The following is a 21,147-nucleotide window of genomic DNA, read 5'->3' on the forward strand; positions in this document are numbered from 1 at the left end:
TGTGCTTTTGTCGGGGTTCGTCCGGTCTCAGTGCGGGTGGAACGTCACGCGTTCCGGCACGGGCTTGAACTGGCCGACGCGGCTCCACAGCGGCATGGTCAGGAAGAAGGCGAAGTACAGCAGGGTGCCAAGCTGCGACACCTTTTCACCCACCGGCGACGGGGGCATGACACCCAGGTAGCCGAGCACGATGAACACCACCACGAACACGCTCAGGATGGTCTTGTGGAAAGCCGGGCGATAGCGGATCGACTTCACCGGCGAGTGGTCCAGCCACGGCAGGAAGAACAGGATCACCACCGAGCCGCCCATCACCAGCACGCCCCAGAACTTGGCGTCGATGAAGTAGAAGCCCACGGCCAGGATCACGGCGATGGCGAGCGCGCCAACCTTGATGCGGGCATCCTTGCTGCRCAGGAACACCATGCCCAGCAGCACCGCGAAGAACACCCACAGGATCGGCAGGAAGTTCGAGGTGGTGGCACGCAGCATCGAATAGAACGGCGTGAAGTACCAGACCGGCGCGATATGCGGCGGGGTCTTGAGCGGATCGGCCGGGAAGAAGTTGTTCGACTCCAGGAAGTAGCCGCCGACCTCCGGGAAGAAGAAGATCACCGCGGAGAAGATCATCAGGAAGCCGCCCACGCCCAGCAGGTCATGCACCGAGTAGTACGGGTGGAACGGGATGCCGTCCAGCGGGATGCCGTTCTCGTCCTTCTTGGCCTTGATCTCGACGCCGTCCGGGTTGTTCGAGCCCACTTCGTGCAACGCGATGATGTGCGCGACCACCAGGCCCAGCAGCACCAGCGGCACGGCGATGACGTGGAAGGAGAAGAAGCGGTTCAGGGTGGCGTCGCTGACGACGTAGTCGCCACGGATGAACAGCGACAGGTCCTGGCCGATCACGGGAATCGCCGAGAACAGGTTCACGATCACCTGGGCGCCCCAGTACGACATCTGGCCCCACGGCAGCAGGTAGCCCATGAAGGCTTCGGCCATCAGGCACAGGAAGATCAGGCAGCCGAAGATCCAGACCAGTTCGCGCGGCTTGCGGTAGGAGCCGTAGAGCAGGCCGCGGAACATGTGCAGGTACACGACCACGAAGAAGGCCGAGGCGCCGGTGGAGTGCATGTAGCGCACCAGCCAGCCCCAGGGCACTTCACGCATGATGTATTCCACGCTGGCGTAGGCCACGGGAATGCCGGCGGCGTTGAGCGTGCCGTCGGGCTTGTAGTTCATCACCAGGAAGATGCCGGTGACGATCTGGATGACCAGGACAAGCAGCGCCAGCGAGCCGAAGAAGTACCAGAAGTTGAAGTTCTTCGGTGCGTAGTACTTGGAGAGATGGTCTTCCCAGAGCTGCGTAGCGGGGAAGCGTGCGTCGATCCAGCCCAGCAGGCCAGTCGTCTTGACTTGTTTTTCGGCCGCCATGGTCAAGCGTCTCCTTTTTCATCCTTGCCGATCACGATCTTCGTGTCGGACAGGAACTGGTAGGGGGGTACGTCAAGGTTTTGCGGGGCCGGCTTGTTCTTGAACACGCGGCCAGCCAGGTCGAAGGTCGAACCGTGGCAGGGGCATAGGAATCCGGGGTCGGAACCGAGCTGGGGATTGGAGCCGGCGCCGAAGGGGCCGGAGGGCGAGCAGCCCAGGTGGGAGCAGATGCCCACCACGACCAGGAGGTCCTTGTGGTCGGCGCGCGAGCGGGTTTCGTTCTTGCAGTACTCGGGCGTCTTCATGGTGAAGGGCACGTCCGAGTTGGGGTCGGCGACTTCGGCATCGGTCTTCTTGAGCGACGCGAGCATTTCCTCGGTGCGCTTCAGAATCCAGACAGGCTTGCCACGCCATTCCACGGTCATCATTTCGCCCGGCTTCAAGGCGCTGATATCAGCCTCGACTGGTGCTCCGGCTGCCTTGGCTTTCTCTGACGGCGCGAACGTGCTGACGAACGGCACTGCGACCGCCACGCCTCCGATGCCGCCAGCGACTGACGTCGCAATCAACCAATTGCGGCGACCCTTATCCACGTTCTTCACGTTTTGCTGGTCACTCATTCCAAACCCCAGGGGATGTCAAATTAGATTTTGCGTCAACCGTAAATTGTACCTTAGGCACATGAGGCATTGAAAGGCGCAGAGTTACTCACGTTCGCGCGATAATCGGACAGAAATCAGCTATGTGGCCTGCAGGCTTGCGTTACGGGCAGTGATGCGGCAGGCTTTTGTCCTGACGACCGTTCAAACCAAGCAACAGAGGGAGAAAAGCATGGGGATGATCTCGGAGTTCAAGACCTTCGCAATGCGCGGCAATGTGATCGACCTGGCCGTGGGCGTGATTATCGGCGCGGCGTTCGGCAAGATTGTCGATTCGGTGGTGAACGACCTGATCATGCCGGTGGTCGGCCGCATCATCGGCAAGCTCGACTTCTCCAATATGTTCGTCGCGCTATCGGATCCGCCCGCGGGCGTGCCGCACACGCTCGATGCCCTGAAAAAGGCCGGCGTGCCGGTCTTTGCCTACGGCAACTTCCTGACCATCCTGGTCAATTTCCTGATCCTGGCCTTCATCATCTTCATGATGGTGCGCGCCATCAACAAGCTGCGCGCCGAAGAGCCGAAGGTGGAAGCGCCTGCGGCCACGCCGGAAGACGTGGTGCTGCTGCGCGAGATCCGCGACAGCCTGAAGGCGCGCCAGGCCTGAGCGCGCAAGGCCCGGGTGGCGGGCGCATGCCGCGCCCCGCCGCTGTCAGACCGGGTTCGGAATATCGATGAAGGTATGGCGCAGGCCGAACTGCTGCGCCAGGTGCTCGCCGAGCGAGCGGATGCCGTAGCGTTCGGTGGCATGATGCCCGGCCGCCAGGTAGGCCACGCCGCTCTCGCGCGCGAGATGGGTGGTCTGCTCGGAGATCTCGCCGCTCAGGTAGGCATCCACGCCGGCTGCCACGGCACCGTCGAAATAGCCCTGGGCACCGCCGGTGCACCAGCCCACCGTGCGAATCATTTGCTCGGGATCGCCGATGGCGAGCGGTTCACGCTCGAGCACGCCGCCCACGTGGGCGGCCAGCGCGGCGAGCGGCATGGGTTGCGGCAGGGTGCCGGTCCAGCCGAGCTGGTCGTCGCCAAATCGACCGGTGGGTGTAAATCCTAATTGCAAGCCGAGCTGGGCGTTATTGCCGAATTCCGGATGATTATCGAGCGGCAGGTGATAAGCCAGCAGGTTCACATCGGCCCCGAGCAGGCGTTTCAGGCGGGCGTGTTTTTGGCCGATTACGCGGGCGTCTTCGTTTTTCCAGAAATAACCGTGATGAACCAAAATGGCATCGGCACCCGCCTCGATGGCGGCTTCGACCAATGCCAGGCTCGCGGTCACGCCGGTGACGATATTTTCCACTTCAAGGCGGCCTTGCACTTGCCATCCGTTCGGGCAATAGTCTTTGTATCGAGGGACCTGAAGCAGGTCGTTCAAGTACAATTCAAGATCTTTTGTTTTCATTTTCTGCCCAAACTCCAATATGTTGCGCCGATTCTGGCTGTTCTTTGCTCAGGCTGTCACCGTCGTGCTGGCCGTGTGGTTCGTCGTGGCCACGCTAAAACCGGAATGGCTGCAACGCGGCCGGGTGGCCGTGCAATCCGGGTCGCCGATCGTCGCGCTGAAGGAGGTGGTGCCCAACATTGCGGGTTCCTCGGCGCAGGGCTCCTATAGCGACGCGGCGCAGCAGGCGATGCCGGCGGTGGTGAACATCTTCACCAGCAAGAATGGCAGCAAGCGCACACCCAACAACCCGCAGGCGGAAGATCCATGGTTCCGGTTCTTCTTCGGCGACCGCCTCCCGGAACGGCAGGAACCGGTATCCAGCCTCGGCTCGGGCGTGATCGTCAGCGCGGAAGGCTACATTCTAACCAACCACCATGTGGTGGACGGCGCCGATGAGATCGAGGTGGCCCTCACCGACGGCCGCAAGGCGAATGCCAAGGTGGTTGGCTCGGATCCGGAAACCGACCTGGCCGTCCTGAAGATCACGCTGAAGGACCTGCCCGCGATCACGCTGGGCCGGATCGAGAACGTCAAGGTTGGCGACGTGGTGCTGGCCATCGGCAACCCGTTCGGCGTCGGCCAGACCGTGACCATGGGCATCGTGTCGGCGCTGGGCCGCAGCCACCTGGGCATCAACACCTTCGAGAACTTCATCCAGACCGATGCTGCCATCAACCCGGGCAATTCGGGCGGTGCGCTGGTCGATGCGCAAGGCAACCTGCTGGGCGTCAATACCGCCATCTATTCGCGCTCGGGCGGCTCGCTGGGCATCGGCTTCGCCATTCCGGTGTCGACCGCGAAGCAGGTGATGGAATCGATCATCTCCACCGGCACGGTGACGCGGGGCTGGATCGGCGTGGAACCGCAGGACATGACGCCGGAGATCGCCGAGTCGTTCGGGCTCGAAGCCAAGGAAGGGGCCCTGATCGCCGCCGTGGTCCAGGGTGGCCCGGCCGACAAGGCCGGCGTGAAGCCGGGCGATGTGCTGGTCTCCGTCGATGGCCAGACCATCACCGACACTACCGCTCTGCTCAATGCCATCGCCCAGCTCAAGCCGGGCGCGGAAATCAAGATGAAGGTGGTGCGCCGTGGCAAGCCGATCGAGCTGGCAGTCATGATCGGCAAGCGCCCCCCGCCGCCGCGCCGCGCGATGCCGCTCGATGAGGAGGAATAAGCCGCCGCGCAGCCGCGCCCGCCCGGCCTGAGCCTTGCCTGACCCCGCCTTTCGTGGCGGGGTTTTTTGTTTCCGGGGTGGCAGTGCTGGCTGCGCTTGCCGATGCCGGCTTCGGCGCATTGAAGCCGCGAAAGCGTACCCGGTGCTGCGCTCACGGCAGTCCCGGCGGCTACGTGAACGAAATCGCGCAAAAGCTGTGCATCGAAGCCGGGAGCGACGCGCGGGCCCGGGAAGCAGCCGGCTGCGCAAGAGCGATTGAGCGCCACGGCCGGCCCCTCCCGCCTGGCCGGCATGCCATCCAGGCCGCCACGCTGTCCGCCGGCGCTGGCCCATGGGTAGTCAGCTTGCACGATACGGGAATGCGCCCTGCCCCGTCGCGAAGCCGGACAAAGGCGACAGCAGACAGCCGTGCCCCGGGCGCCAAAAACAAAACGCCGGCATCCTTGCGGATGCCGGCGTTTTGAGTTCAAGCCAATCTAGAGCGAGCTTACGCCCGCGCTAAATTAGAACTTGTGGCGAACACCAACGATGCCGCCGAACTGGTTGCCACCAGTTTGGACGGTCGGACCAGACGTAATTTGGTCGTTGAAGCCATTCACGCTCAGAGCCGAATTGCCACCCTTGTTGAGGATGTACGTAGCCGAGGCGTACAAGTCGGTACGCTTCGACAGCGCGTAGTCGGCGGTCGTCACGAACTGCCACGGGTTAGCCTTGGCGTTACGCAGGTTCTGGTAGTAAGCGGAGCCCGACAGCGAGAAAGCCGGGGTCAGCTGATAGCCCAGACCAACCCAACCCAGGTTCGAGGCGGTGTTCAGCACGCCGGAAGCACCCGGCAGGGCCACGTTGTTGTAAGCGTGAGCGTAGCGGTAGCCAGCGTAGACCTTGGCCGGACCGAATGCGTAGGTGCCAGCGATGGTCGCGCGACGGATCAGCTGATTGCCGTTGTTGAGAGTTGCCGTCGAGACGTTCGATTGGTCATAAGCAGCACCAACCGAGAACGGGCCTGCAGCGTAGCTCGCCAGGAAGCCGTACTCGCGGCCGTTGGTGAAGTTACCCGCAACCTCTTGGTTGTTGTTGTTGAAGCTGTAGAAGGCCGAAGTGGTCAGGCCACCGAAAGTGCCGGTGTACTTGACGGTATTGTCGGCGCGGGCAGCGAATTCCGGAGCCGTCGCGGTAATGCTGTAACGGGTCGAAATGGCCATCGGATCATAGATCAGGCCGAAATCATAGAACGTGGTCTGCTGGCGGCCCAGGGTCAACGTGCCGTACTGGCTCTGCAGGCCGACGTAGGCGTTACGGCCGAACAGACGATTGCCTTGAGCCGAAGTACCGTTGTCAACGTTGAAGCCGCTTTCCAGGACGAAAATGCCCTTCAGGCCGCCGCCCAGGTCTTCCACGCCACGCAGGCCCCAACGCGAACCGGACTGGTTGCCCGACTGCAAGGCAAACAGGTTGTGGTTGCCGTTGGTAGTTGCGTTCTTGTTGGTGTATTCAATACCAGCGTCAACAACGCCGTACAGGGTCACGCTCGATTGGGCATACGCACCACCAGCGGCCAGGGCAGCGACAGCGGCTGCAAACAGTTTCATCTTCATATCGACACTTTCCTTGTCAACTGATTGGGAAATCTTGGCTTGCCCAAGTGCTTGGGCGACGCATTTACCTCACGTCTGCTGCGTATTATGGGTCAGCCCCCCCGGCCGCCAGAAGGCTTTTTCGTCGTAAACCGTGGATTGCGGGGGATTTTGTTGTGATGTCGCAACAGCCTGGAAGCGCATTTTCACCGTTTTGGTGCAAAAGTTGCGCCCCCAAGCTTTGCTTCCGAAGCGGTACGCGTTCTCAGTCCGCCTGCGCTTCGCTGGCTGCCGGGTCTGCCGCGACGGGTCGCGAGGTGAAGCGGGCCATGATCAGTCCCAGCTCGTAAAGTGCTACCAGCGGCACGGCCAGCAGCAGTTGGGACAGCACATCGGGCGGTGTCACCACGGCGGCGATCACGAAGGCGCCGACGATCACATAGGGGCGGATCTGCTTGAGCTTTTCCAGCTCGACCACGCCAAAGCGCACCAGCACGATCACCACCACGGGCACCTCGAAGGTAATGCCGAACGCCAGGAACATGGTCATGGCGAAGCTGAGGTATTTATCGATGTCCGTCGACATCTCGGCCCCCAGCGGGGCGTTGTAGTGCGCCATGAAATGGAACACCGTGGGGAACACCAGGAAGTAGGCGAAGGCCACGCCGCAGATAAACAACAAGTAGCTGCTGCTGACCAGCGGGACAATCAGCCGCTTCTCATGCTGGTACAGGCCGGGCGCGACAAACTGCCAGATCTGGTACAGCACCCATGGCAACGCGACCAGGAAGGCCACCAGCAGCGTGACCTTCATCGGCACGAAGAACGAGCCGGTCACGTCGGTGACGATCATCCTGCCGCCCTTGGGCAGCGACTCCATGAGAGGCCGGGCGAACAGGTTGAAGATATTCGGTGCCCAGTAGACCAGGCAGACGAAGACCAGGATCACGCCGGAGGCAGCCTTGACGATGCGCGAGCGCAGCTCCACCAGGTGAGAGATGAAGGTTTCCTGCTGGCCTTCGTCCTGCGGGTCTTGGGGATCTTGGGAACGGGAGTCGCTCATGGCGTGGACCGCTCAGCCCGGCGGGCTGGCATCGAAAAATCGGTGACAAAATCGGCGATGTTACGCCGGCGCGGAGCGCATGTCGGAGCGCAAGTCCGAACGCACGACAGCGACAGCCGGCCGGGTACCGGCGTGTTGGCAGACCCGGTCATGCTCAATCGAAGAAAGAGCGTGCGGGACCGGTGGCGGGACGGTGGCGCTTGACGCGCGCGGCGCCGGATTGCGCCCATACGCGGACATTGTGCTGGCGCTTGAACCACAGCGGCCGCGCGCCTTGCTTGACGCGCCAGCTCTTGCGGCCGTTATGGAGCTTGTGCGCCGTATCCCAGGAAGGCACATAGCCGCTGTCCACGGCCGCCCCGCCCGGCGCGGTGCCGGCATCGGTGCCGGACAGCGCATCGTTGAAGGACTGGGTGTGCTCGTGCACTTCCTTGTGGATGGTGCGCTCGACATCGCGCGCGGCATCCTCGAACTCCGTGCGCATCTTGCGCAGTTCGTCGAGTTCGACCTCGCGGCTGACTTCCGCCTTGACGTCGTTGATATAGCGCTGCGCGCGGCCGACCAGGGCGCCGACCGTGCGCGCCACTTTCGGCAGCCGCTCGGGACCGATCACCACCAGCGCCACCGCGCCGATCAGTGCAAGCTTGGAAATGCCGAGATCGATCATGCGAGCGTCGAAAGGGAGGTGCCGCCGCCAAGTCCCGTGGCGCGCGGGACCTCACGCAGGCTTGGCACTGCTGGCGGGTGGGATGACATCGGATGAGCCGGCAAGGATCGCATCGCGCTTACTGCTGGCGCGACTTTTCCTTGGCTTCCACGTCGATGGTGGTGCTGTCGCGCAGTTCCTTGGCCGGCGCGGCTGCCGCGGCGTCTTCGCCATTGGGGTCCTTCATGCCGTCCTTGAAGCCCTTCACGGCGCCGCCCAGGTCCTGGCCGATATTGCGCAGTTTCTTGGTACCAAAAACCAGCATGACGATCACCAGCACGATGAGCCAGTGCCAAATGCTAAACGAACCCATTTTCTGCTCCTGATGAAGCCGGGGGCGGCGCCTTGCCACCCCGGCTCGTTGTTCCGTCACTGAAGGCCATGCCGGGCGACGGTTGCCGGCATGGCGTCTGACCGTGGACGTCCGGCCCGCGGTCCTGCATGGTTTGGCTGCAAGCCTGGCGCGACGCCGGTCCTCAGGACCTGGGCGTCGGGATCAGGGCAGCGGCACCTTCCACTGGTTGCGCGGGCCGCCAAGTACGTGCAGGTGGAGGTGATAGACCTCCTGCCCGCCATCCGGGCCGGTATTGATCACCGTCCGGAAACCGTTCCCGCAGCCTGCAGCACGCGCCAACTCCGGCACCTTCAACATCATTCTAGCAAGCACAGCGCTCTCGCCGGTTCCGCAATCGGCCAGCGAATCGACATGCGCCTTGGGGATAACGAGGAAGTGTACCGGGGCTTTCGGGTGGATATCGTGGAAAGCCAGCATTTCGTCGTCTTCGTAGACCTTGTTCGACGGAAGCTCGCCGGCCACGATCCGGCAGAAGATGCAATTTTGCTTTGAATTCATGAAAATTTCATTGCGTGCCGCAAATCGAGCCGCGCAGTGCGCCACGAGGCGCCCCCGCCGCGGCCTGCCAGGAACCGATCGGCGAAGCCGCCGGCCACCCATAATATAGCGCACAGTGCACACAGCTTATGCGTGAGCTTGCGCAGGCTGGCGAGCCGGTCGGCATCCGATGCGTGCGCCGCACCGCTCCCGCCGCGTTCCTGCCGCGATATCCTCAGGTTCAGGCGCCGGGCTCGCGGCGCGCCTTTTCCTCGAGCCCGGACAGCCCTTCGCGGCGCGCCAGCTCATTGACCACGTCAGCCGGTTCCAGCCCGAAGCGCGCCAGCAGGACCATGCTGTGGAACCACAGGTCGGCCACTTCGTAGACCACCTTGCCGACGGCTTCCTCGCCCAGCCCGGCGGCGCGCGCGTCCTTGGCCGCCATCACGGTCTCGGTGGCTTCCTCCCCGATCTTCTTCAGGATGGCGTCGTCGCCCTTGTGGAAGAGGCGCGCCACATAGGATTTGTCGGGATCGCCGCCATTCTCGGGCTTGCGCGATTCCAGCACCGCAGCCAGGCGCGCCAGCACGTCGGTGCTGCTTGCTTGCGTGTCGCTCATGGCTTGGCCGCGTAGATGGTGGACGGATCTTTGAGCACCGGTTCCACGGTCTGCCAGTCGCCGTTGTCGGTATCGCCCTCGAACTTCTGGAAGAAGCATGAGTGCCGCCCGGTGTGGCAGGCGATGCCGTCGTTCTGCGTGACCTTGAGCAGCACCACGTCTTCGTCGCAGTCCAGGCGGATCTCGTGGACCTTCTGCACGTGGCCGGACTCTTCGCCCTTGTGCCACAGTCGCTTGCGCGAACGCGACCAGAACACCGCCTCGCCAATCTCCACGGTGCGCTGCAGCGCCTCGCGGTTCATGAACGCAAACATGAGTACATCGTTCGAGCCGATTTCCTGGACGATCACCGGCACCAGGCCGTTATCGTCCCACTTAACCTTGTTGAGCCACTTCTTTGCCATGTCGGTTCGCCGTGTTCCAGATTTCAGATCCGCACCGGAATGCCCTCGCGGGCCATGAATGCCTTTGCCTCGCCAACGGTGTGCTCGCCGTAGTGGAAGATGCTGGCGGCCAGTACCGCGTCGGCACGGCCCAGCTTGATGCCGTCGGCCAGGTCCTGCAGCCCGCCCACGCCGCCGGAGGCGATCACCGGGATCGATACGGCGTCGCTGACCGCGCGCGTGAGTTCCAGGTCGAAGCCGCTCTTGGTGCCGTCCCGGTCCATGCTGGTGAGCAGCAGTTCGCCCGCGCCGCGCGCGGCCATCTCGCGCGCCCATGCCACGGCGTCCAGTCCGGTGGCCTTGCGCCCGCCATGGGTGAAGACTTCCCAGCGCGCCGGCTCGCCTGGCGCCGAGCTGCGCTTGGCGTCGATCGCCACCACGATGCACTGCGAGCCGTAGCGCGCGGTGGCATCCGACACCAGCTGCGGGTTGGCGATGGCCGAGGAGTTGACGCTGATCTTGTCCGCGCCGGCATTGAGCAGGCGCCGCACGTCTTCCACGGCGCGCACGCCGCCGCCCACCGTCAGCGGGATAAAGACCTGGGAAGCAACCGCCTCGATGATGTGCAGGATCAGGTCGCGGCCGTCGCTGGTCGCGGTGATATCGAGAAATGTGATTTCATCGGCGCCTTGCTCGTCATAGCGGCGGGCGATCTCGACCGGGTCGCCCGCGTCGCGCAATTCGACGAAGTTGACACCCTTGACCACCCGCCCGTTGGTCACGTCGAGGCAGGGGATGATACGTTTGGCTAGCATGTGATTCCTTGCCCGCCACGGCGCCTGCACGTGCGGGCGCCGGTGGCTGCAATTGTCGCGCGGGAGGCGCGTTGTCTTACTGCTCGGCGCCGAGCTTGTCGGCAAGTGCCTGGGCTTCGGCGAAATTGAGATCGCCCGAATAGATCGCACGGCCGCAGATCACGCCTTCCACGCCATCCTTCTGGACACGGCACAGGCGTTCGATATCGGCAAGGTCGGACAGCCCGCCGCTGGCGATCACCGGAATCGTCGCCGACTGCGCCAGCTTGACAGTGGCATCGATGTTGATGCCCTGCAGCATGCCGTCGCGGCCGATATCGGTGTAGATGATGGCTTCCACGCCGTAGTCCTCGTACTTGCGCGCGAGGTCGGCGACTTCGTGGCCCGTCAGCTTGCTCCAGCCATCGGTGGCGACCTTGCCCTCGCGGGCGTCCAGGCCCACGATGATATGGCCGCCGAACGCCGTGCAGGCATCCTTGAGGAAGCCGGGATTCTTGACCGCGGCCGTGCCGATGATGACGTAGGACAAGCCGCCGTCGAGCCAGCGCTCGATGGTGTTCAGGTCGCGGATGCCGCCCCCCAGCTGGATCGGGATCTCATCGCCCACCTCGGCGATGATGGCCTTGATGGCAGCTTCATTGCGGGGCTTGCCSACGAACGCSCCRTTGAGGTCKACCAGGTGMAGGCGCCGYGCGCCCTGRTTCACCCAGTGACGTGCCATGGCGGCGGGATCTTCGGAAAAGACGGTGGCCTGGTCCATGTCGCCTTGTTTGAGGCGTACACATTGACCGTCCTTCAGGTCGATGGCCGGAATGAGCAACATAAGCGTGAAGAGCGTTTGATTGAAAGAGAAGAAAGATGAGCCTAGGCCAGCATGGCCGTTCGGCCCGGTCCCGGTAAAGTCACTATATGAGGATCAGGGATTCCAGTGCACGAAGTTCCGGTAGATCTGCAAGCCCATGGCGGCGCTTTTTTCAGGGTGGAACTGCGTAGCGAAAATATTATCGCGCGCCACCGCGCTCGTAAATACGACTCCGTACTCGGTCTCGCCGGCAATATGCGCCGGATCCTGCGCATGCACGAAATAGCTGTGCACGAAATAGAACCAGCTCTCGTCGGGTATCCCTGCCCACAACGGATGAGAGCGGGCCTGCCGCACGCGGTTCCAGCCCATCTGCGGCACCTTGAAGCGCGAGCCGTCCGGCTGGGTCATCCCCTCCAGTTCGAAGCGGATCACCTCGCCGGGCAACAGGCCCAGGCACGGGGTGCTGCCGCCGGCCGTCCTACTTTCCTTGCTCAGGTCGAACAGCATCTGTTCGCCAACGCACACTCCCAGCAGCGGCTTGCTGGCGGCGGCCTCGATCACGGCCTCCTGCAAACCCGATGCGCCGAGCGCGGCCATGCAGTCCGGCATGGCTCCCTGGCCCGGCAGCACCACGCGGTCCGCCGCGCGGATCGCCGCGGGGCGGTCCACCACCTGCACATCCGCCTCCGGCGCCGCGGCACGCAAGGCCTGCGCCACCGAGCGCAGGTTGCCCATGCCGTAATCCACAATTGCTATGGTAGTCATGATTTCAAAACAGGCAACAATGTCTTCAGCCCGTCCACAATGAATTCTACGGCCAGCGCCGACAGGATCAGGCCCATCAGCCGCGTGCCGATATTGATGCCGGTGCGCCCGATCACGCGGGCAATCGGGTCAGCGGCGCGGAACGTCATATATACCACTGCGCCGAGCGCCAGTCCGATCCCGACCAGGATCAGCAACTGGTACCAGTGCTGCGTCTTGCCAGCGTAGACGATTACCGTGCTGATCGAACCGGGTCCGGTCAGCAGCGGCAGCGCCATCGGCACCACCGCGACGCTGGCCTTGGCTTCGGCTTCATCTTCCTCCTCCGGCGTCGCCTTGGTGCGGCCGGTCTGGGCATTGAGCATGTTCATGGCCATCATGATCATGATCAGGCCGCCGCCCACCTGCAGCGAAGCCACCGAGATATTGAAGAACTCGATGATCTGCTGGCCCAGCAAGGCGGAGATACCCACCACGATCGCCACCGAAATGGACGCGATCTTGATGGTGTGCAGCTTTTCCTGCTCGGTCTGCTGGTTGGTCAGGCTGATAAAGAACGGAATCGCCCCGATCGGGTTGATCAGCGCCAGCAGCGAGATGAACGACTTGAGCGTATCCATCGGGTTGGGCCTGGGCCGTTGGTCTGGCGTGAATGGCGCACGGATATCGTACGCGTCTCGCGCCAAGGTCTGCATCGGGTACCGCGTTGACCGGAGGTTATCGCAGGCAACGCTTAGCTTGCCGGCGCGCGCGGGTGGCGGCGCCGGCCGGATTCAGCCTACCAGGGTGCCCTTGGTCGACGGGATTGTATTGCCCGCGCGCGGGTCCATCTCCACCGCCATGCGCAGTGCGCGGCCGAACGCCTTGAACACGGTCTCGCACTGGTGGTGGGCATTGATGCCGCGCAGATTGTCGATATGCAACGTGACCGCGGCATGGTTGACGAAGCCGCGGAAGAACTCGATGGTGAGGTCCACGTCGAAGCTGCCCACGCGCGCGCGGGTGAACGGCACGTGGAACTCCAGGCCGGGGCGGCCGGAGAAATCGATCACCACGCGCGACAGGCATTCGTCCAGCGGCACGTAGCTGTGGCCGTAGCGGGTGATGCCCTTCTTGTCGCCGATGGCCTTGGCGACGGCCTGGCCAAGCGCGATGCCGACGTCTTCCACCGTGTGGTGGTCGTCGATATGGGTATCGCCGGTGGCTTCGACTTCGAGGTCGAACATGCCATGGCGGGCAATCTGGTCCAGCATGTGGTCGAGGAACGGCACGCCGGACGCCAGCTTCTGGCGGCCGGTGCCGTCGAGATTCAGGGAAACGCGGATCTGCGTTTCCGAAGTATTGCGGGTGACCTCTGCAACACGCATGGTGTTAATCCTGCAACGCCGCGGCAAAGGCGGCGAGAAATTGCGCGTTCTCTTCGGGAGTGCTGACCGTGACGCGCAGACAATTGGCCAGCAACGGGTGCATTTTACCCACGTTCTTGATCAAAACCTTGCGTGCGAGCACGCCTTCGAACACCCGCGCGGCGTCGGGCACGCGCACCAGCAGGAAATTGGCGTCGCTGGGGAACACCGTCACCCCGGGCATGGCGGCCAGCGCGGCGGCCACGGTGGTGCGTTCGGCGCGCAGCTGCGCGGCCTGCTGGTCGAGCACGTCCACGTGCTCCAGCACGAACAGCGCCGTGGCCTCGGTCAGCACGTTGACGTTGTACGGCGGGCGCACCTTGTCGAACTGCGACAGCCATGCCGGTGCGCCTGCCAGGTAGCCCAGGCGGATGCCGGCCAGGCCCAGCTTGGATACCGTGCGCATCACCAGCAGGTTGCCGAACTCGGCCAGGCGCGGCATCCAGGTGTCCTGCGCGAACGGCTGGTAGGCCTCGTCCACCACCACCAGGCTGTGGCTGACCTCCCCCTGCGCGGCACGCACGATGGCTTCCATGTCGGATGCATCGAACAGGTTGCCGGTCGGATTGTTCGGGTAAGCCAGGTAGACAATGGCGGGCTGGTGCTCGGCCATGGCCGCCAGCATGGCGGCGCGGTCCAGCGTGAAGTCCGCGTTGAGCGGCACCCCGACGAACTCGAGCCCGGCGAACTGCGCCGACATGGCATACATGACGAAGCCCGGCACCGGCGCCAGCACCTTGGCGCCGGGCCTGGCCACGGCCAGCGCGAGGATGCTGATGAGCTCGTCCGAGCCGTTGCCCAGCAGCACGTCCATGCCGGCCGGCACCTGCATCACCGTCTTCAGGCGCGCGCGCAGCGCTTCGCTGCTGGGCACCGGATAGCGGTTCAGCGCCACCTCGGCCAGGCGCGCGGCCAGCTGCCCGCGCAATGCGTCGGGCAGGGTGTAGGGGTTCTCCATGGCGTCCAGCTTCACCAGACCGTGCGAATCCGCCACATGGTAGGCGCCCATGGCGCGTACGTCGTCACGGATGATGCGTTCGATCAGGGAAGGCTGCACGGCTGACATTGGATTTACCTCTGAGTGAGTGTCGGTGAAACGGTTGGTGGCTGCGGGTGGCCGGCGGCGGGCATCCCGCCCGCCGGCCACCCGGCCTCAGTTACCTCAGTTGCGCCTGAGGCGGTACTCCGCGCTGCGCGCGTGGGCCTGCAGCCCTTCGCCGTAGGCCAGTTCGGCGGCGATCTGGCCGAGCATCTGCGCGCCGTGCTCGCTCACCTCGATCAGGCTCGAGCGCTTCTGGAAGTCGTATACGCCCAGCGGCGACGAGAAACGCGCGGTGCGCGAGGTGGGCAGCACATGGTTGGGGCCGGCGCAGTAGTCGCCCAGCGATTCGCTGGTGTAGCGCCCCAGGAAGATGGCGCCGGCGTGGCGGATCCGCTCGGCCCAGTGGCGCGGGTTCTCGGCGGAAATCTCGAGGTGCTCGGGCGCGATCGCGTTGGCGATCTCGCAGGCCTCGTCCATGTCGCGCACGCGGATCAGCGCGCCACGCCCGGTCAGCGATGCCCGGATGACATCGCGGCGCGGCATGCTGTCGAGCTGGCGGCGGATGCTCAGCTCCACTTCGGCCAGGTAGTTGGCGTCCGGGCACAGCAGGATGGACTGCGCCAGTTCGTCGTGCTCGGCCTGCGAGAACAGGTCCATCGCCACCCAGTCCGGGTCGGTGGTGCCGTCGCAGATCACGAGGATTTCGGACGGGCCGGCAATCATGTCGATGCCGACGGTGCCGAACACGCGGCGCTTGGCGGCGGCCACGTAGGCGTTGCCCGGCCCGACGATCTTGTCTACCTGCGGCAGCGCGGCGGTGCCGTAGGCCAGCGCCCCCACCGCCTGCGCGCCACCGATGGTGAACACACGGTCCACCCCGGCGATCTGCGCCGCGGCCAGCACCAGTTCGTTGCGCACGCCGCCCGGCGTGGGCACCACCATGATCACTTCCTTGACGCCGGCCACGCGCGCCGGAATCGCGTTCATCAGCACGGACGAGGGGTAGGCAGCCTTGCCGCCCGGCACATAGATGCCGACGCGGTCCAGCGGCGTCACCTTCTGTCCCAGCACGGTGCCATCCGACTCGGTGTACTCCCAGCTATGGCTGCCGCACTCGATCTTCTGCTTCTCGTGGTAGCCGCGCACGCGTGCCGCCGCGGCCTCCAGCGCCGCGCGGCGCTTGGGCTCGAGCTCTTCGAGTGCGGCTTCCAGCTCGGCCTGCGAGATTTCCAGCGCGGCCATCGAAGCGGCTTCGACGCGGTCGAAGCGCTGCGTGTATTCCAGCACCGCGGGGTCGCCGCGGTCCTTCACGTCGGCCAGGATCTGCGCGACGGCGCGCTCGATGGCTTCGTCCTCGCCCGCCTCGAAGGCCAGCACCTGGCGCAGTTCGGTGGCGAAGCCCGGCTCGGTCGAATCCAGCCGGCGGATTACCAGGTTTTCCATAGCGTTCTCGTTCATGACTCCATTCCCCGGGTCCATGCCCTAGTCCTTTCCATGCCGCTCACAGCCTCAGGCCAGCGCGGCGGAGGCCCGCTCAAACGCGTCGAGGATCGGGGCCAGCCGCTCGCGCTTGAGCTTCAGGGCAGCCTGGTTGACCACCAGGCGCGACGAGATCTGCGCGATCTCCTCCACTTCGACCAGGTTGTTGGCACGCAAGGTCCCGCCGGTGCTGACCAGGTCGACGATGGCGTCGGCCAGCCCCACCAGCGGCCCGAGTTCCATCGAGCCATACAGCTTGATCAGGTCCACGTGCACGCCCTTCTTGGCGAAGTGCTCGCGCGCGGTCTGCACATACTTGGTCGCCACGGCCAGCCGCGCGCCCTGGCGCACCGCACTGGCGTAGTCGAAGCCGGCCGAGGTCGCCACCGACATGCGGCACTTGGCGATATTCAGGTCGATCGGCGCGTAGAGCCCGGCCATGCCGTGCTCCATCAGCACATCCTTGCCCGCCACGCCAAAATCGGCCGCGCCGTACTGCACGTAGGTCGGCACGTCGGAGGCGCGCACGATGATGACGCGCACGTCCGGATCGGACGTGGGCAGGATCAGCTTGCGGGAAGTTTCCGGATCCTCGGTCACGTGGATGCCGGCCGCCTCGAGCAAGGGCATGGTTTCGGTGAAGATCCGGCCCTTGGAAAGGGCCAGCGTCAACTGGGTCGGGGAGGGGCTCATCTGTGTCCTTGTTCTGGCTCTCTTGTCGGGCGCGTGGCGTGCGCTTGCGCTCAGGCGATGCGGCGGATCTTGGCGCCCACCGCCGACAGCTTGTCTTCCATGCGGTCGTAGCCGCGGTCGAGGTGATAGATGCGGTCGATCACGGTCTCGCCCTCGGCCACCAGGCCGGCGATCACCAGGCTGGCGGAAGCGCGCAGATCGGTGGYCATCACCTTGGCGCCCGACAGCCTGGGCACGCCGGTGACCACCGCGGTATTGCCTTCGACCGCGATGTCGGCGCCGAGCCGGCCCAGCTCCTGCACGTGCATGAAGCGGTTTTCGAAAATGGTCTCGGTGATGCGCGCGACGCCGCCAGCGATGCTGTTGAGCGCCATGAACTGCGCCTGCATGTCGGTGGGGAACGCCGGATACTCGGCGGTGCGGAAGCTCACCGACTGCGGGCGCTGACCCATCCGCAGGCGAATCCAGTCCTCGCCGGTCTCGATGGCGGCGCCCGTTTCGCGCAGCTTGTCCAGCACGGTGTCGAGGATGCCCGGCGAGACGCCGCGCAGCACCACGTCGCCCAGCGTGGCCGCGGCCGCGCACAGGAAGGTGCCGGCCTCGATGCGGTCGGCGATCACCGAATGGCTGGCGCCGTGCAGGCGCTCCACGCCCTGCACCACCAGGCGGTCGGTGCCGATGCCTTCGATGCGGGCGCCCATCTTGACCAGCAGGCGCGCCAGGTCGGTCACTTCCGGTTCGCGCGCGGCATTCTCCAGCACGGTCTCGCCTTCGGCCAGGGTGGCGGCCATCAGCAGGTTCTCGGTGCCGGTCACGGTAATCATGTCGGTCACCACGCGTGCGCCCTTCAGGCGCCTGGCGCGGGCGTGGATGAAGCCATGCTCGATGGTGATCTCGGCGCCCATGGCCTGCAGGCCCTTGATGTGCTGGTCGACCGGGCGCGCGCCGATGGCGCAGCCGCCGGGGAGCGAGACGCGCGCCTCGCCGAAGCGCGCCACCAGCGGACCGAGCACCAGGATCGAGGCGCGCATGGTCTTCACCAGTTCGTACGGCGCTTCGGGCGAATTGACGTCAGCGCCGTTCAGGGTGACGCGCGCGCCGTCCTGCTCGGCCTTCACGCCCATCTGGCGCAGCAGCTTGAGCGTGGTGCGTACGTCCTGCAGGTTAGGCACGTTGTCGAGCGATACGGTGTCGGCCGCCAGCAAGCCCGCGCACAGGATCGGCAGCGCGGCATTCTTGGCGCCCGAGACGCGGATCTCGCCTCGCAGCGGGCCATTGCCCTGAATCTCGAGTTTGTCCATCTTTTCTCGTTTCTGGCCGGTGCACAACACAAGCTGGCGTCCGGCGTCGTTCGTCACGTTCCGTTGCAGCGCGCCAAGGCGCACGGCCACGGGATCTGGTACCCGCGGGCCGCCCGCGCCGGGCGGCCCTGTTTGTCACGTCCGGCCTGTCGGGCGGCCAGCTTGTCTGTGCGGTGGACGCGGCCTTACTTGGCCTCGCCCGCCTGCGCCTGCCATTCGGCCGGCGTCAGCGTCTTCATCGAGAGCGCGTGGATCTCTGCGCGCATGCGGTCGCCCAGCGCGGCGTAGACCTGCTGGTGCCGCTGGATCAGGCGCTTGCCGTCGAACTGGGCGCTGACGATGGTGGCGAAGAAGTGCTGGCCGTCGCCCTCCACTTCGAGGTGTTCGCAGGACAGCCCCTGGGCGATGTAGTCCCTGACTTGTTGCGGTGTAGGCAGCATGATGTGTATTGGCGTTGGTTCGCGTGCGGGTCCGTGGCGGGTCGGCGTCAGGCGGCGTTCAGTGGCGTTCAGTGGCGCAGCTTGTAGCCGCTCTTGAGCATCCGCAGCGCAATGGCCGCGAGCACCACGAAGGCGGTGCCCACCACCGCCAGGCTGAAGGTCGGCGCAATGTCGGAGACGCCGAAGAAGCCGTAGCGGAAACCGTCGATCATGTAGAAGAACGGGTTGGCGTGCGACACCGCCTGCCAGAACGGAGGCAGCGAGTGAATGGAATAGAACACGCCGGACAGGAAGGTGGCCGGCATGATCAGGAAATTCTGGAAGGCCGCGAGCTGGTCGAACTTCTCGGCCCAGATGCCCGCGATCAGCCCCAGCGTGCCGAGGATCGCCGCACCCAGCAGCGCGAACACCACGATCCAGCCGATATTGGCGAAATGCAGGTTGGCGAACCACGCCGTCACCAGCAGCACGCCCAGGCCCACGGCCAGGCCGCGCACGATCGACGCCACCACGTAGGCGCCGAACATCTCCCAGTGCGACAGCGGCGGCAGCATGATGAACACCAGGTTGCCGGTGATCTTGGACTGGATCAGCGAGGACGAACTGTTGGCGAACGCGTTCTGCAGCACGCTCATCATCACCAGGCCCGGCACCAGGAAGGCGGTGTAGCTGATCTGGTCGTACACCTTCACGCGGTTCTCCAGCACATGGCCGAAGATCAGCAGGTACAGGATCGCCGTGAGCACCGGCGCGGCCACGGTCTGGAAGCTGACCTTCCAGAAACGCAGCACTTCCTTGTAGAGCAGCGTGCGGAAGCCCACCAGGCCACCCACCGCCATCGGCGTCAGGTGCGCGTTGATGGCGTCCCGCCCGCCGTCGAATTCGGTCGGCATCTTCATGCTGCGGCCTCCACTGCCGTATCCGGCAGCGCACCCGGCATATGGCCTTCGCGTCGCATGATCTGCACGAACACGTCTTCCAGGTCTGCCTTGTTGATTTCCATGTCTTCGATCTCGCAGCCAGCTTCGCGGCAGGCGGCCAGGATGGGCTCGACCGCCGGATAACCCGACAGCCGCAGCCGCACCGCGCGCTCGCCCGGATTGGCGGGCATGCGCAGCGGCTCGAGCGCGGCCGGCAGCGTGCCCCTGGACAGCGTCAGCGCCAGTTGCAGCCCGGCGAACTGGTTCAGCAGGTTGCTGGTGCGGTCCAGCGCCACCACCTCGCCGAACTTCAGCATGGCGATGCGGTCGCACAGCGCCTCGGCCTCTTCCAGGTAGTGCGTGGTGAGGATGATGGTGTGGCCTTCGCGGTTCAGCCGCGAAATGAACTTCCACAGCGTCTGGCGCAGCTCCACGTCCACCCCGGCGGTCGGCTCGTCGAGCACGATCACGGGCGGGCGGTGCACCAGCGCCTGCGCCACCAGCACGCGGCGCTTCATGCCGCCGGAGAGCTGGCGCATATTGCTGTCGGCCTTGTTGGTGAGATCCAGGTTGGCCATGATCTCGTCGATCCAGTCGTCGTTGCGGGTCAGGCCGAAATAGCCCGACTGCAGGCGCAGCGTCTCGCGCACCGTGAAGAATGGATCGAAGACCAGCTCCTGTGGCACCACGCCCAGCATGCGGCGCGCCAGGCGGTAGTCGGATACCACGTCGTGGCCAAGCACGCTGACGCTGCCCGAATCGGCGCGATTCAGCCCGGCGAGAATGGAAATCAGCGTGGTCTTGCCCGCGCCATTGGGGCCGAGCAGGCCGAAGAATTCTCCGCGCTCGACAGTGAAGCTGACGCCCTTGAGCGCCTGCAGGTTGCGGTAGCGCTTGCGAACGTCGGTGAGTTCGATGGCTTTCATGGCCGGATACTGTTTGGCAGGCGCTGCGGGCTGTCGGCTCGCGCGCCGGCCTCCTTGAAATGGCGGGGACCGCCTGGGTGCTTCGACCGGTTCTTGCGTCTGCTCCGGGCCTTTTGCGCCGGAACGGTCGAACAACCCGGAATTATAGGGGATGCGGGGGCAGTCCCGCTCTGAGCACGAGGCGTGGCGGCTGCCATCGCCCGGGCATCGCAGTGGCAGGTGCCGCCTCGGCGGCCTGCCATGGATGCCGGTTCAATGTCGGTGGGAAGCGGTGTGCGGCGCGCCGGCGCCGGCCTGGGGCGCCAGTTCCAGCAAGGAATCGACGCCGTACAGCGCGGCCAGCTGGGCCAGCTGCGGCGGTACGCCGACAAAGGACAGCGCCTGGCCGCGGCCGGCGGCGTCGCGCTGCCACGCCAGCAACACGGCCACTGCGGCGGAATCGACCTGCGTCAGCGCGCTGCAATCCACCCTGGCCTCGCCCTGGGCCAGGCGAGCCAGTCCGTCACGCAGCACGGTGGCGGCGTTCCGGTTGGTCAGCGAGGTGTCGAGCGAGAGCATCTGGCAGGATTCGGGATGTCGGCGGTCGAAGCGGTATGCGCGCTTCCGGCGTGGAAAAACGCGCCCGCCGGTCGGACGGGAGCGTTCATTGTAAAACACTTCGCCCACTCATGCT

At 64.9% G+C, this 21,147-nt stretch carries 25 protein-coding genes; 2 read left to right on the top strand and 23 right to left on the bottom strand.

Annotated features, from left to right (window positions below):
• Window positions 1-27: 27 nt before the first annotated feature.
• Complete coding sequence (locus tag AC1DK4_RS08760) at window positions 28-1,431, bottom strand: cytochrome b (RefSeq protein ID WP_477131477.1); 1,404 nt, start codon at window positions 1,429-1,431, stop codon at window positions 28-30.
• A 2-nt stretch (window positions 1,432-1,433) separates the two neighbouring features.
• The gene (petA, locus tag AC1DK4_RS08765) at window positions 1,434-2,051 is read right to left on the bottom strand and encodes a ubiquinol-cytochrome c reductase iron-sulfur subunit (protein WP_441618066.1); all 618 of its coding nucleotides are present in this window, start codon (window positions 2,049-2,051) and stop codon (window positions 1,434-1,436) included.
• A gap of 211 nt (window positions 2,052-2,262) precedes the next feature.
• On the opposite strand from petA, the gene mscL reads away from it, so the two are divergent.
• Window positions 2,263-2,697 (top strand): large conductance mechanosensitive channel protein MscL, encoded by a 435-nt coding sequence (gene mscL, locus AC1DK4_RS08770; RefSeq protein ID WP_441618064.1) that lies wholly within the window; start codon window positions 2,263-2,265, stop codon window positions 2,695-2,697.
• 45 nt (window positions 2,698-2,742) lie between these two features.
• On the opposite strand, the gene AC1DK4_RS08775 is transcribed toward mscL, so the two are convergent.
• Window positions 2,743-3,489, bottom strand: a complete 747-nt coding sequence (locus tag AC1DK4_RS08775) for a Nif3-like dinuclear metal center hexameric protein (RefSeq protein ID WP_441618062.1) — start codon at window positions 3,487-3,489, stop codon at window positions 2,743-2,745.
• Window positions 3,490-3,508: 19 nt separating this feature from the next.
• Here AC1DK4_RS08775 and AC1DK4_RS08780 point away from each other — a divergent pair, with 19 nt between their 5' ends.
• Entirely contained in the window at window positions 3,509-4,705 is a 1,197-nt protein-coding gene (locus AC1DK4_RS08780) for a Do family serine endopeptidase (RefSeq protein ID WP_441618060.1), read from the top strand.
• 503 nt (window positions 4,706-5,208) lie between these two features.
• Here AC1DK4_RS08780 and AC1DK4_RS08785 read toward each other — a convergent pair.
• From AC1DK4_RS08785 to AC1DK4_RS08880, 20 genes are all read right to left on the bottom strand, one after another.
• On the bottom strand, window positions 5,209-6,300 hold the full coding sequence (locus AC1DK4_RS08785; protein ID WP_441618058.1) for a porin: 1,092 nt from the start codon (window positions 6,298-6,300) through the stop codon (window positions 5,209-5,211).
• A gap of 244 nt (window positions 6,301-6,544) precedes the next feature.
• Complete coding sequence (gene tatC, locus AC1DK4_RS08790; protein WP_441618056.1) at window positions 6,545-7,342, bottom strand: twin-arginine translocase subunit TatC; 798 nt, start codon at window positions 7,340-7,342, stop codon at window positions 6,545-6,547.
• Between the two features lie 154 nt (window positions 7,343-7,496).
• Window positions 7,497-8,009, bottom strand: a complete 513-nt coding sequence (gene tatB, locus AC1DK4_RS08795) for a Sec-independent protein translocase protein TatB (RefSeq protein ID WP_441618054.1) — start codon at window positions 8,007-8,009, stop codon at window positions 7,497-7,499.
• A gap of 118 nt (window positions 8,010-8,127) precedes the next feature.
• On the bottom strand, window positions 8,128-8,361 hold the full coding sequence (tatA, locus tag AC1DK4_RS08800; protein WP_441618052.1) for a Sec-independent protein translocase subunit TatA: 234 nt from the start codon (window positions 8,359-8,361) through the stop codon (window positions 8,128-8,130).
• 183 nt (window positions 8,362-8,544) lie between these two features.
• Entirely contained in the window at window positions 8,545-8,901 is a 357-nt protein-coding gene (locus tag AC1DK4_RS08805; protein WP_441618051.1) for a histidine triad nucleotide-binding protein, read from the bottom strand.
• Between the two features lie 220 nt (window positions 8,902-9,121).
• Window positions 9,122-9,499, bottom strand: coding sequence for a phosphoribosyl-ATP diphosphatase (locus tag AC1DK4_RS08810; RefSeq protein WP_441618049.1), 378 nt, complete (start codon window positions 9,497-9,499; stop codon window positions 9,122-9,124).
• Window positions 9,496-9,903, bottom strand: coding sequence for a phosphoribosyl-AMP cyclohydrolase (gene hisI / locus AC1DK4_RS08815; protein ID WP_441618047.1), 408 nt, complete (start codon window positions 9,901-9,903; stop codon window positions 9,496-9,498). Before hisI ends, AC1DK4_RS08810 begins: the two co-directional genes overlap by 4 nt.
• A 23-nt stretch (window positions 9,904-9,926) precedes the next feature.
• Window positions 9,927-10,697 carry an imidazole glycerol phosphate synthase subunit HisF gene (gene hisF / locus AC1DK4_RS08820; RefSeq protein ID WP_441618045.1) on the bottom strand — a complete coding sequence of 257 codons (771 nt, stop codon included), beginning with the start codon at window positions 10,695-10,697 and terminating at the stop codon, window positions 9,927-9,929.
• Window positions 10,698-10,773: 76 nt separating this feature from the next.
• A complete protein-coding gene (hisA, locus tag AC1DK4_RS08825; protein ID WP_441618043.1) occupies window positions 10,774-11,520 on the bottom strand; it encodes a 1-(5-phosphoribosyl)-5-[(5-phosphoribosylamino)methylideneamino]imidazole-4-carboxamide isomerase in 747 nt (248 codons plus the stop codon).
• A 93-nt stretch (window positions 11,521-11,613) separates the two neighbouring features.
• The gene (hisH, locus tag AC1DK4_RS08830; RefSeq protein ID WP_441618041.1) at window positions 11,614-12,267 is read right to left on the bottom strand and encodes an imidazole glycerol phosphate synthase subunit HisH; all 654 of its coding nucleotides are present in this window, start codon (window positions 12,265-12,267) and stop codon (window positions 11,614-11,616) included.
• Complete coding sequence (locus AC1DK4_RS08835) at window positions 12,264-12,887, bottom strand: MarC family protein (protein ID WP_477116335.1); 624 nt, start codon at window positions 12,885-12,887, stop codon at window positions 12,264-12,266. Before AC1DK4_RS08835 ends, hisH begins: the two co-directional genes overlap by 4 nt.
• Window positions 12,888-13,040: 153 nt before the next feature.
• Window positions 13,041-13,634, bottom strand: a complete 594-nt coding sequence (hisB, locus tag AC1DK4_RS08840; RefSeq protein ID WP_441618037.1) for an imidazoleglycerol-phosphate dehydratase HisB — start codon at window positions 13,632-13,634, stop codon at window positions 13,041-13,043.
• A gap of 4 nt (window positions 13,635-13,638) precedes the next feature.
• Window positions 13,639-14,739 carry a histidinol-phosphate transaminase gene (hisC, locus tag AC1DK4_RS08845; protein WP_441618035.1) on the bottom strand — a complete coding sequence of 367 codons (1,101 nt, stop codon included), beginning with the start codon at window positions 14,737-14,739 and terminating at the stop codon, window positions 13,639-13,641.
• 96 nt (window positions 14,740-14,835) lie between these two features.
• A complete protein-coding gene (hisD, locus tag AC1DK4_RS08850) occupies window positions 14,836-16,173 on the bottom strand; it encodes a histidinol dehydrogenase (protein ID WP_441618033.1) in 1,338 nt (445 codons plus the stop codon).
• Between the two features lie 51 nt (window positions 16,174-16,224).
• The gene (gene hisG / locus AC1DK4_RS08855; protein WP_006159652.1) at window positions 16,225-16,887 is read right to left on the bottom strand and encodes an ATP phosphoribosyltransferase; all 663 of its coding nucleotides are present in this window, start codon (window positions 16,885-16,887) and stop codon (window positions 16,225-16,227) included.
• A 50-nt stretch (window positions 16,888-16,937) separates the two neighbouring features.
• The gene (murA, locus tag AC1DK4_RS08860) at window positions 16,938-18,188 is read right to left on the bottom strand and encodes a UDP-N-acetylglucosamine 1-carboxyvinyltransferase (protein WP_477131478.1); all 1,251 of its coding nucleotides are present in this window, start codon (window positions 18,186-18,188) and stop codon (window positions 16,938-16,940) included.
• Window positions 18,189-18,373: 185 nt separating this feature from the next.
• Window positions 18,374-18,628 carry a BolA family protein gene (locus AC1DK4_RS08865; RefSeq protein ID WP_441643370.1) on the bottom strand — a complete coding sequence of 85 codons (255 nt, stop codon included), beginning with the start codon at window positions 18,626-18,628 and terminating at the stop codon, window positions 18,374-18,376.
• Window positions 18,629-18,696: 68 nt separating this feature from the next.
• Window positions 18,697-19,467: an ABC transporter permease gene (locus tag AC1DK4_RS08870; RefSeq protein WP_441618174.1), complete on the bottom strand. Its 771-nt coding sequence runs from the start codon at window positions 19,465-19,467 to the stop codon at window positions 18,697-18,699.
• 56 nt (window positions 19,468-19,523) lie between these two features.
• Window positions 19,524-20,474: an ABC transporter ATP-binding protein gene (locus tag AC1DK4_RS08875; protein WP_441618027.1), complete on the bottom strand. Its 951-nt coding sequence runs from the start codon at window positions 20,472-20,474 to the stop codon at window positions 19,524-19,526.
• 252 nt (window positions 20,475-20,726) lie between these two features.
• Window positions 20,727-21,140: an STAS domain-containing protein gene (locus tag AC1DK4_RS08880; protein ID WP_441643371.1), complete on the bottom strand. Its 414-nt coding sequence runs from the start codon at window positions 21,138-21,140 to the stop codon at window positions 20,727-20,729.
• Between the last annotated feature and the right edge of the window lie 7 nt (window positions 21,141-21,147).

Source organism: Cupriavidus sp. 05N38 (assembly GCF_056397345.1).

What these genes read in the sequence shown, in the direction of transcription:
- petA (WP_441618066.1), bottom strand. Translation starts at nt 2,051, where the DNA reads ATGAGTGACCAGCAAAACGTGAAGAACGTGGATAAGGGTCGCCGCAAT.
- mscL (WP_441618064.1), top strand. Translation starts at nt 2,263, where the DNA reads ATGGGGATGATCTCGGAGTTCAAGACCTTCGCAATGCGCGGCAATGTG.
- AC1DK4_RS08775 (WP_441618062.1), bottom strand. Translation starts at nt 3,489, where the DNA reads ATGAAAACAAAAGATCTTGAATTGTACTTGAACGACCTGCTTCAGGTC.
- AC1DK4_RS08780 (WP_441618060.1), top strand. Translation starts at nt 3,509, where the DNA reads ATGTTGCGCCGATTCTGGCTGTTCTTTGCTCAGGCTGTCACCGTCGTG.
- AC1DK4_RS08785 (WP_441618058.1), bottom strand. Translation starts at nt 6,300, where the DNA reads ATGAAGATGAAACTGTTTGCAGCCGCTGTCGCTGCCCTGGCCGCTGGT.
- tatC (WP_441618056.1), bottom strand. Translation starts at nt 7,342, where the DNA reads ATGAGCGACTCCCGTTCCCAAGATCCCCAAGACCCGCAGGACGAAGGC.
- tatB (WP_441618054.1), bottom strand. Translation starts at nt 8,009, where the DNA reads ATGATCGATCTCGGCATTTCCAAGCTTGCACTGATCGGCGCGGTGGCG.
- tatA (WP_441618052.1), bottom strand. Translation starts at nt 8,361, where the DNA reads ATGGGTTCGTTTAGCATTTGGCACTGGCTCATCGTGCTGGTGATCGTC.
- AC1DK4_RS08805 (WP_441618051.1), bottom strand. Translation starts at nt 8,901, where the DNA reads ATGAATTCAAAGCAAAATTGCATCTTCTGCCGGATCGTGGCCGGCGAG.
- AC1DK4_RS08810 (WP_441618049.1), bottom strand. Translation starts at nt 9,499, where the DNA reads ATGAGCGACACGCAAGCAAGCAGCACCGACGTGCTGGCGCGCCTGGCT.
- hisI (WP_441618047.1), bottom strand. Translation starts at nt 9,903, where the DNA reads ATGGCAAAGAAGTGGCTCAACAAGGTTAAGTGGGACGATAACGGCCTG.
- hisF (WP_441618045.1), bottom strand. Translation starts at nt 10,697, where the DNA reads ATGCTAGCCAAACGTATCATCCCCTGCCTCGACGTGACCAACGGGCGG.
- hisH (WP_441618041.1), bottom strand. Translation starts at nt 12,267, where the DNA reads ATGACTACCATAGCAATTGTGGATTACGGCATGGGCAACCTGCGCTCG.
- AC1DK4_RS08835 (WP_477116335.1), bottom strand. Translation starts at nt 12,887, where the DNA reads ATGGATACGCTCAAGTCGTTCATCTCGCTGCTGGCGCTGATCAACCCG.
- hisB (WP_441618037.1), bottom strand. Translation starts at nt 13,634, where the DNA reads ATGCGTGTTGCAGAGGTCACCCGCAATACTTCGGAAACGCAGATCCGC.
- hisC (WP_441618035.1), bottom strand. Translation starts at nt 14,739, where the DNA reads ATGTCAGCCGTGCAGCCTTCCCTGATCGAACGCATCATCCGTGACGAC.
- hisD (WP_441618033.1), bottom strand. Translation starts at nt 16,173, where the DNA reads ATGAACGAGAACGCTATGGAAAACCTGGTAATCCGCCGGCTGGATTCG.
- hisG (WP_006159652.1), bottom strand. Translation starts at nt 16,887, where the DNA reads ATGAGCCCCTCCCCGACCCAGTTGACGCTGGCCCTTTCCAAGGGCCGG.
- AC1DK4_RS08865 (WP_441643370.1), bottom strand. Translation starts at nt 18,628, where the DNA reads ATGCTGCCTACACCGCAACAAGTCAGGGACTACATCGCCCAGGGGCTG.
- AC1DK4_RS08870 (WP_441618174.1), bottom strand. Translation starts at nt 19,467, where the DNA reads ATGGCGGTGGGTGGCCTGGTGGGCTTCCGCACGCTGCTCTACAAGGAA.
- AC1DK4_RS08875 (WP_441618027.1), bottom strand. Translation starts at nt 20,474, where the DNA reads ATGAAAGCCATCGAACTCACCGACGTTCGCAAGCGCTACCGCAACCTG.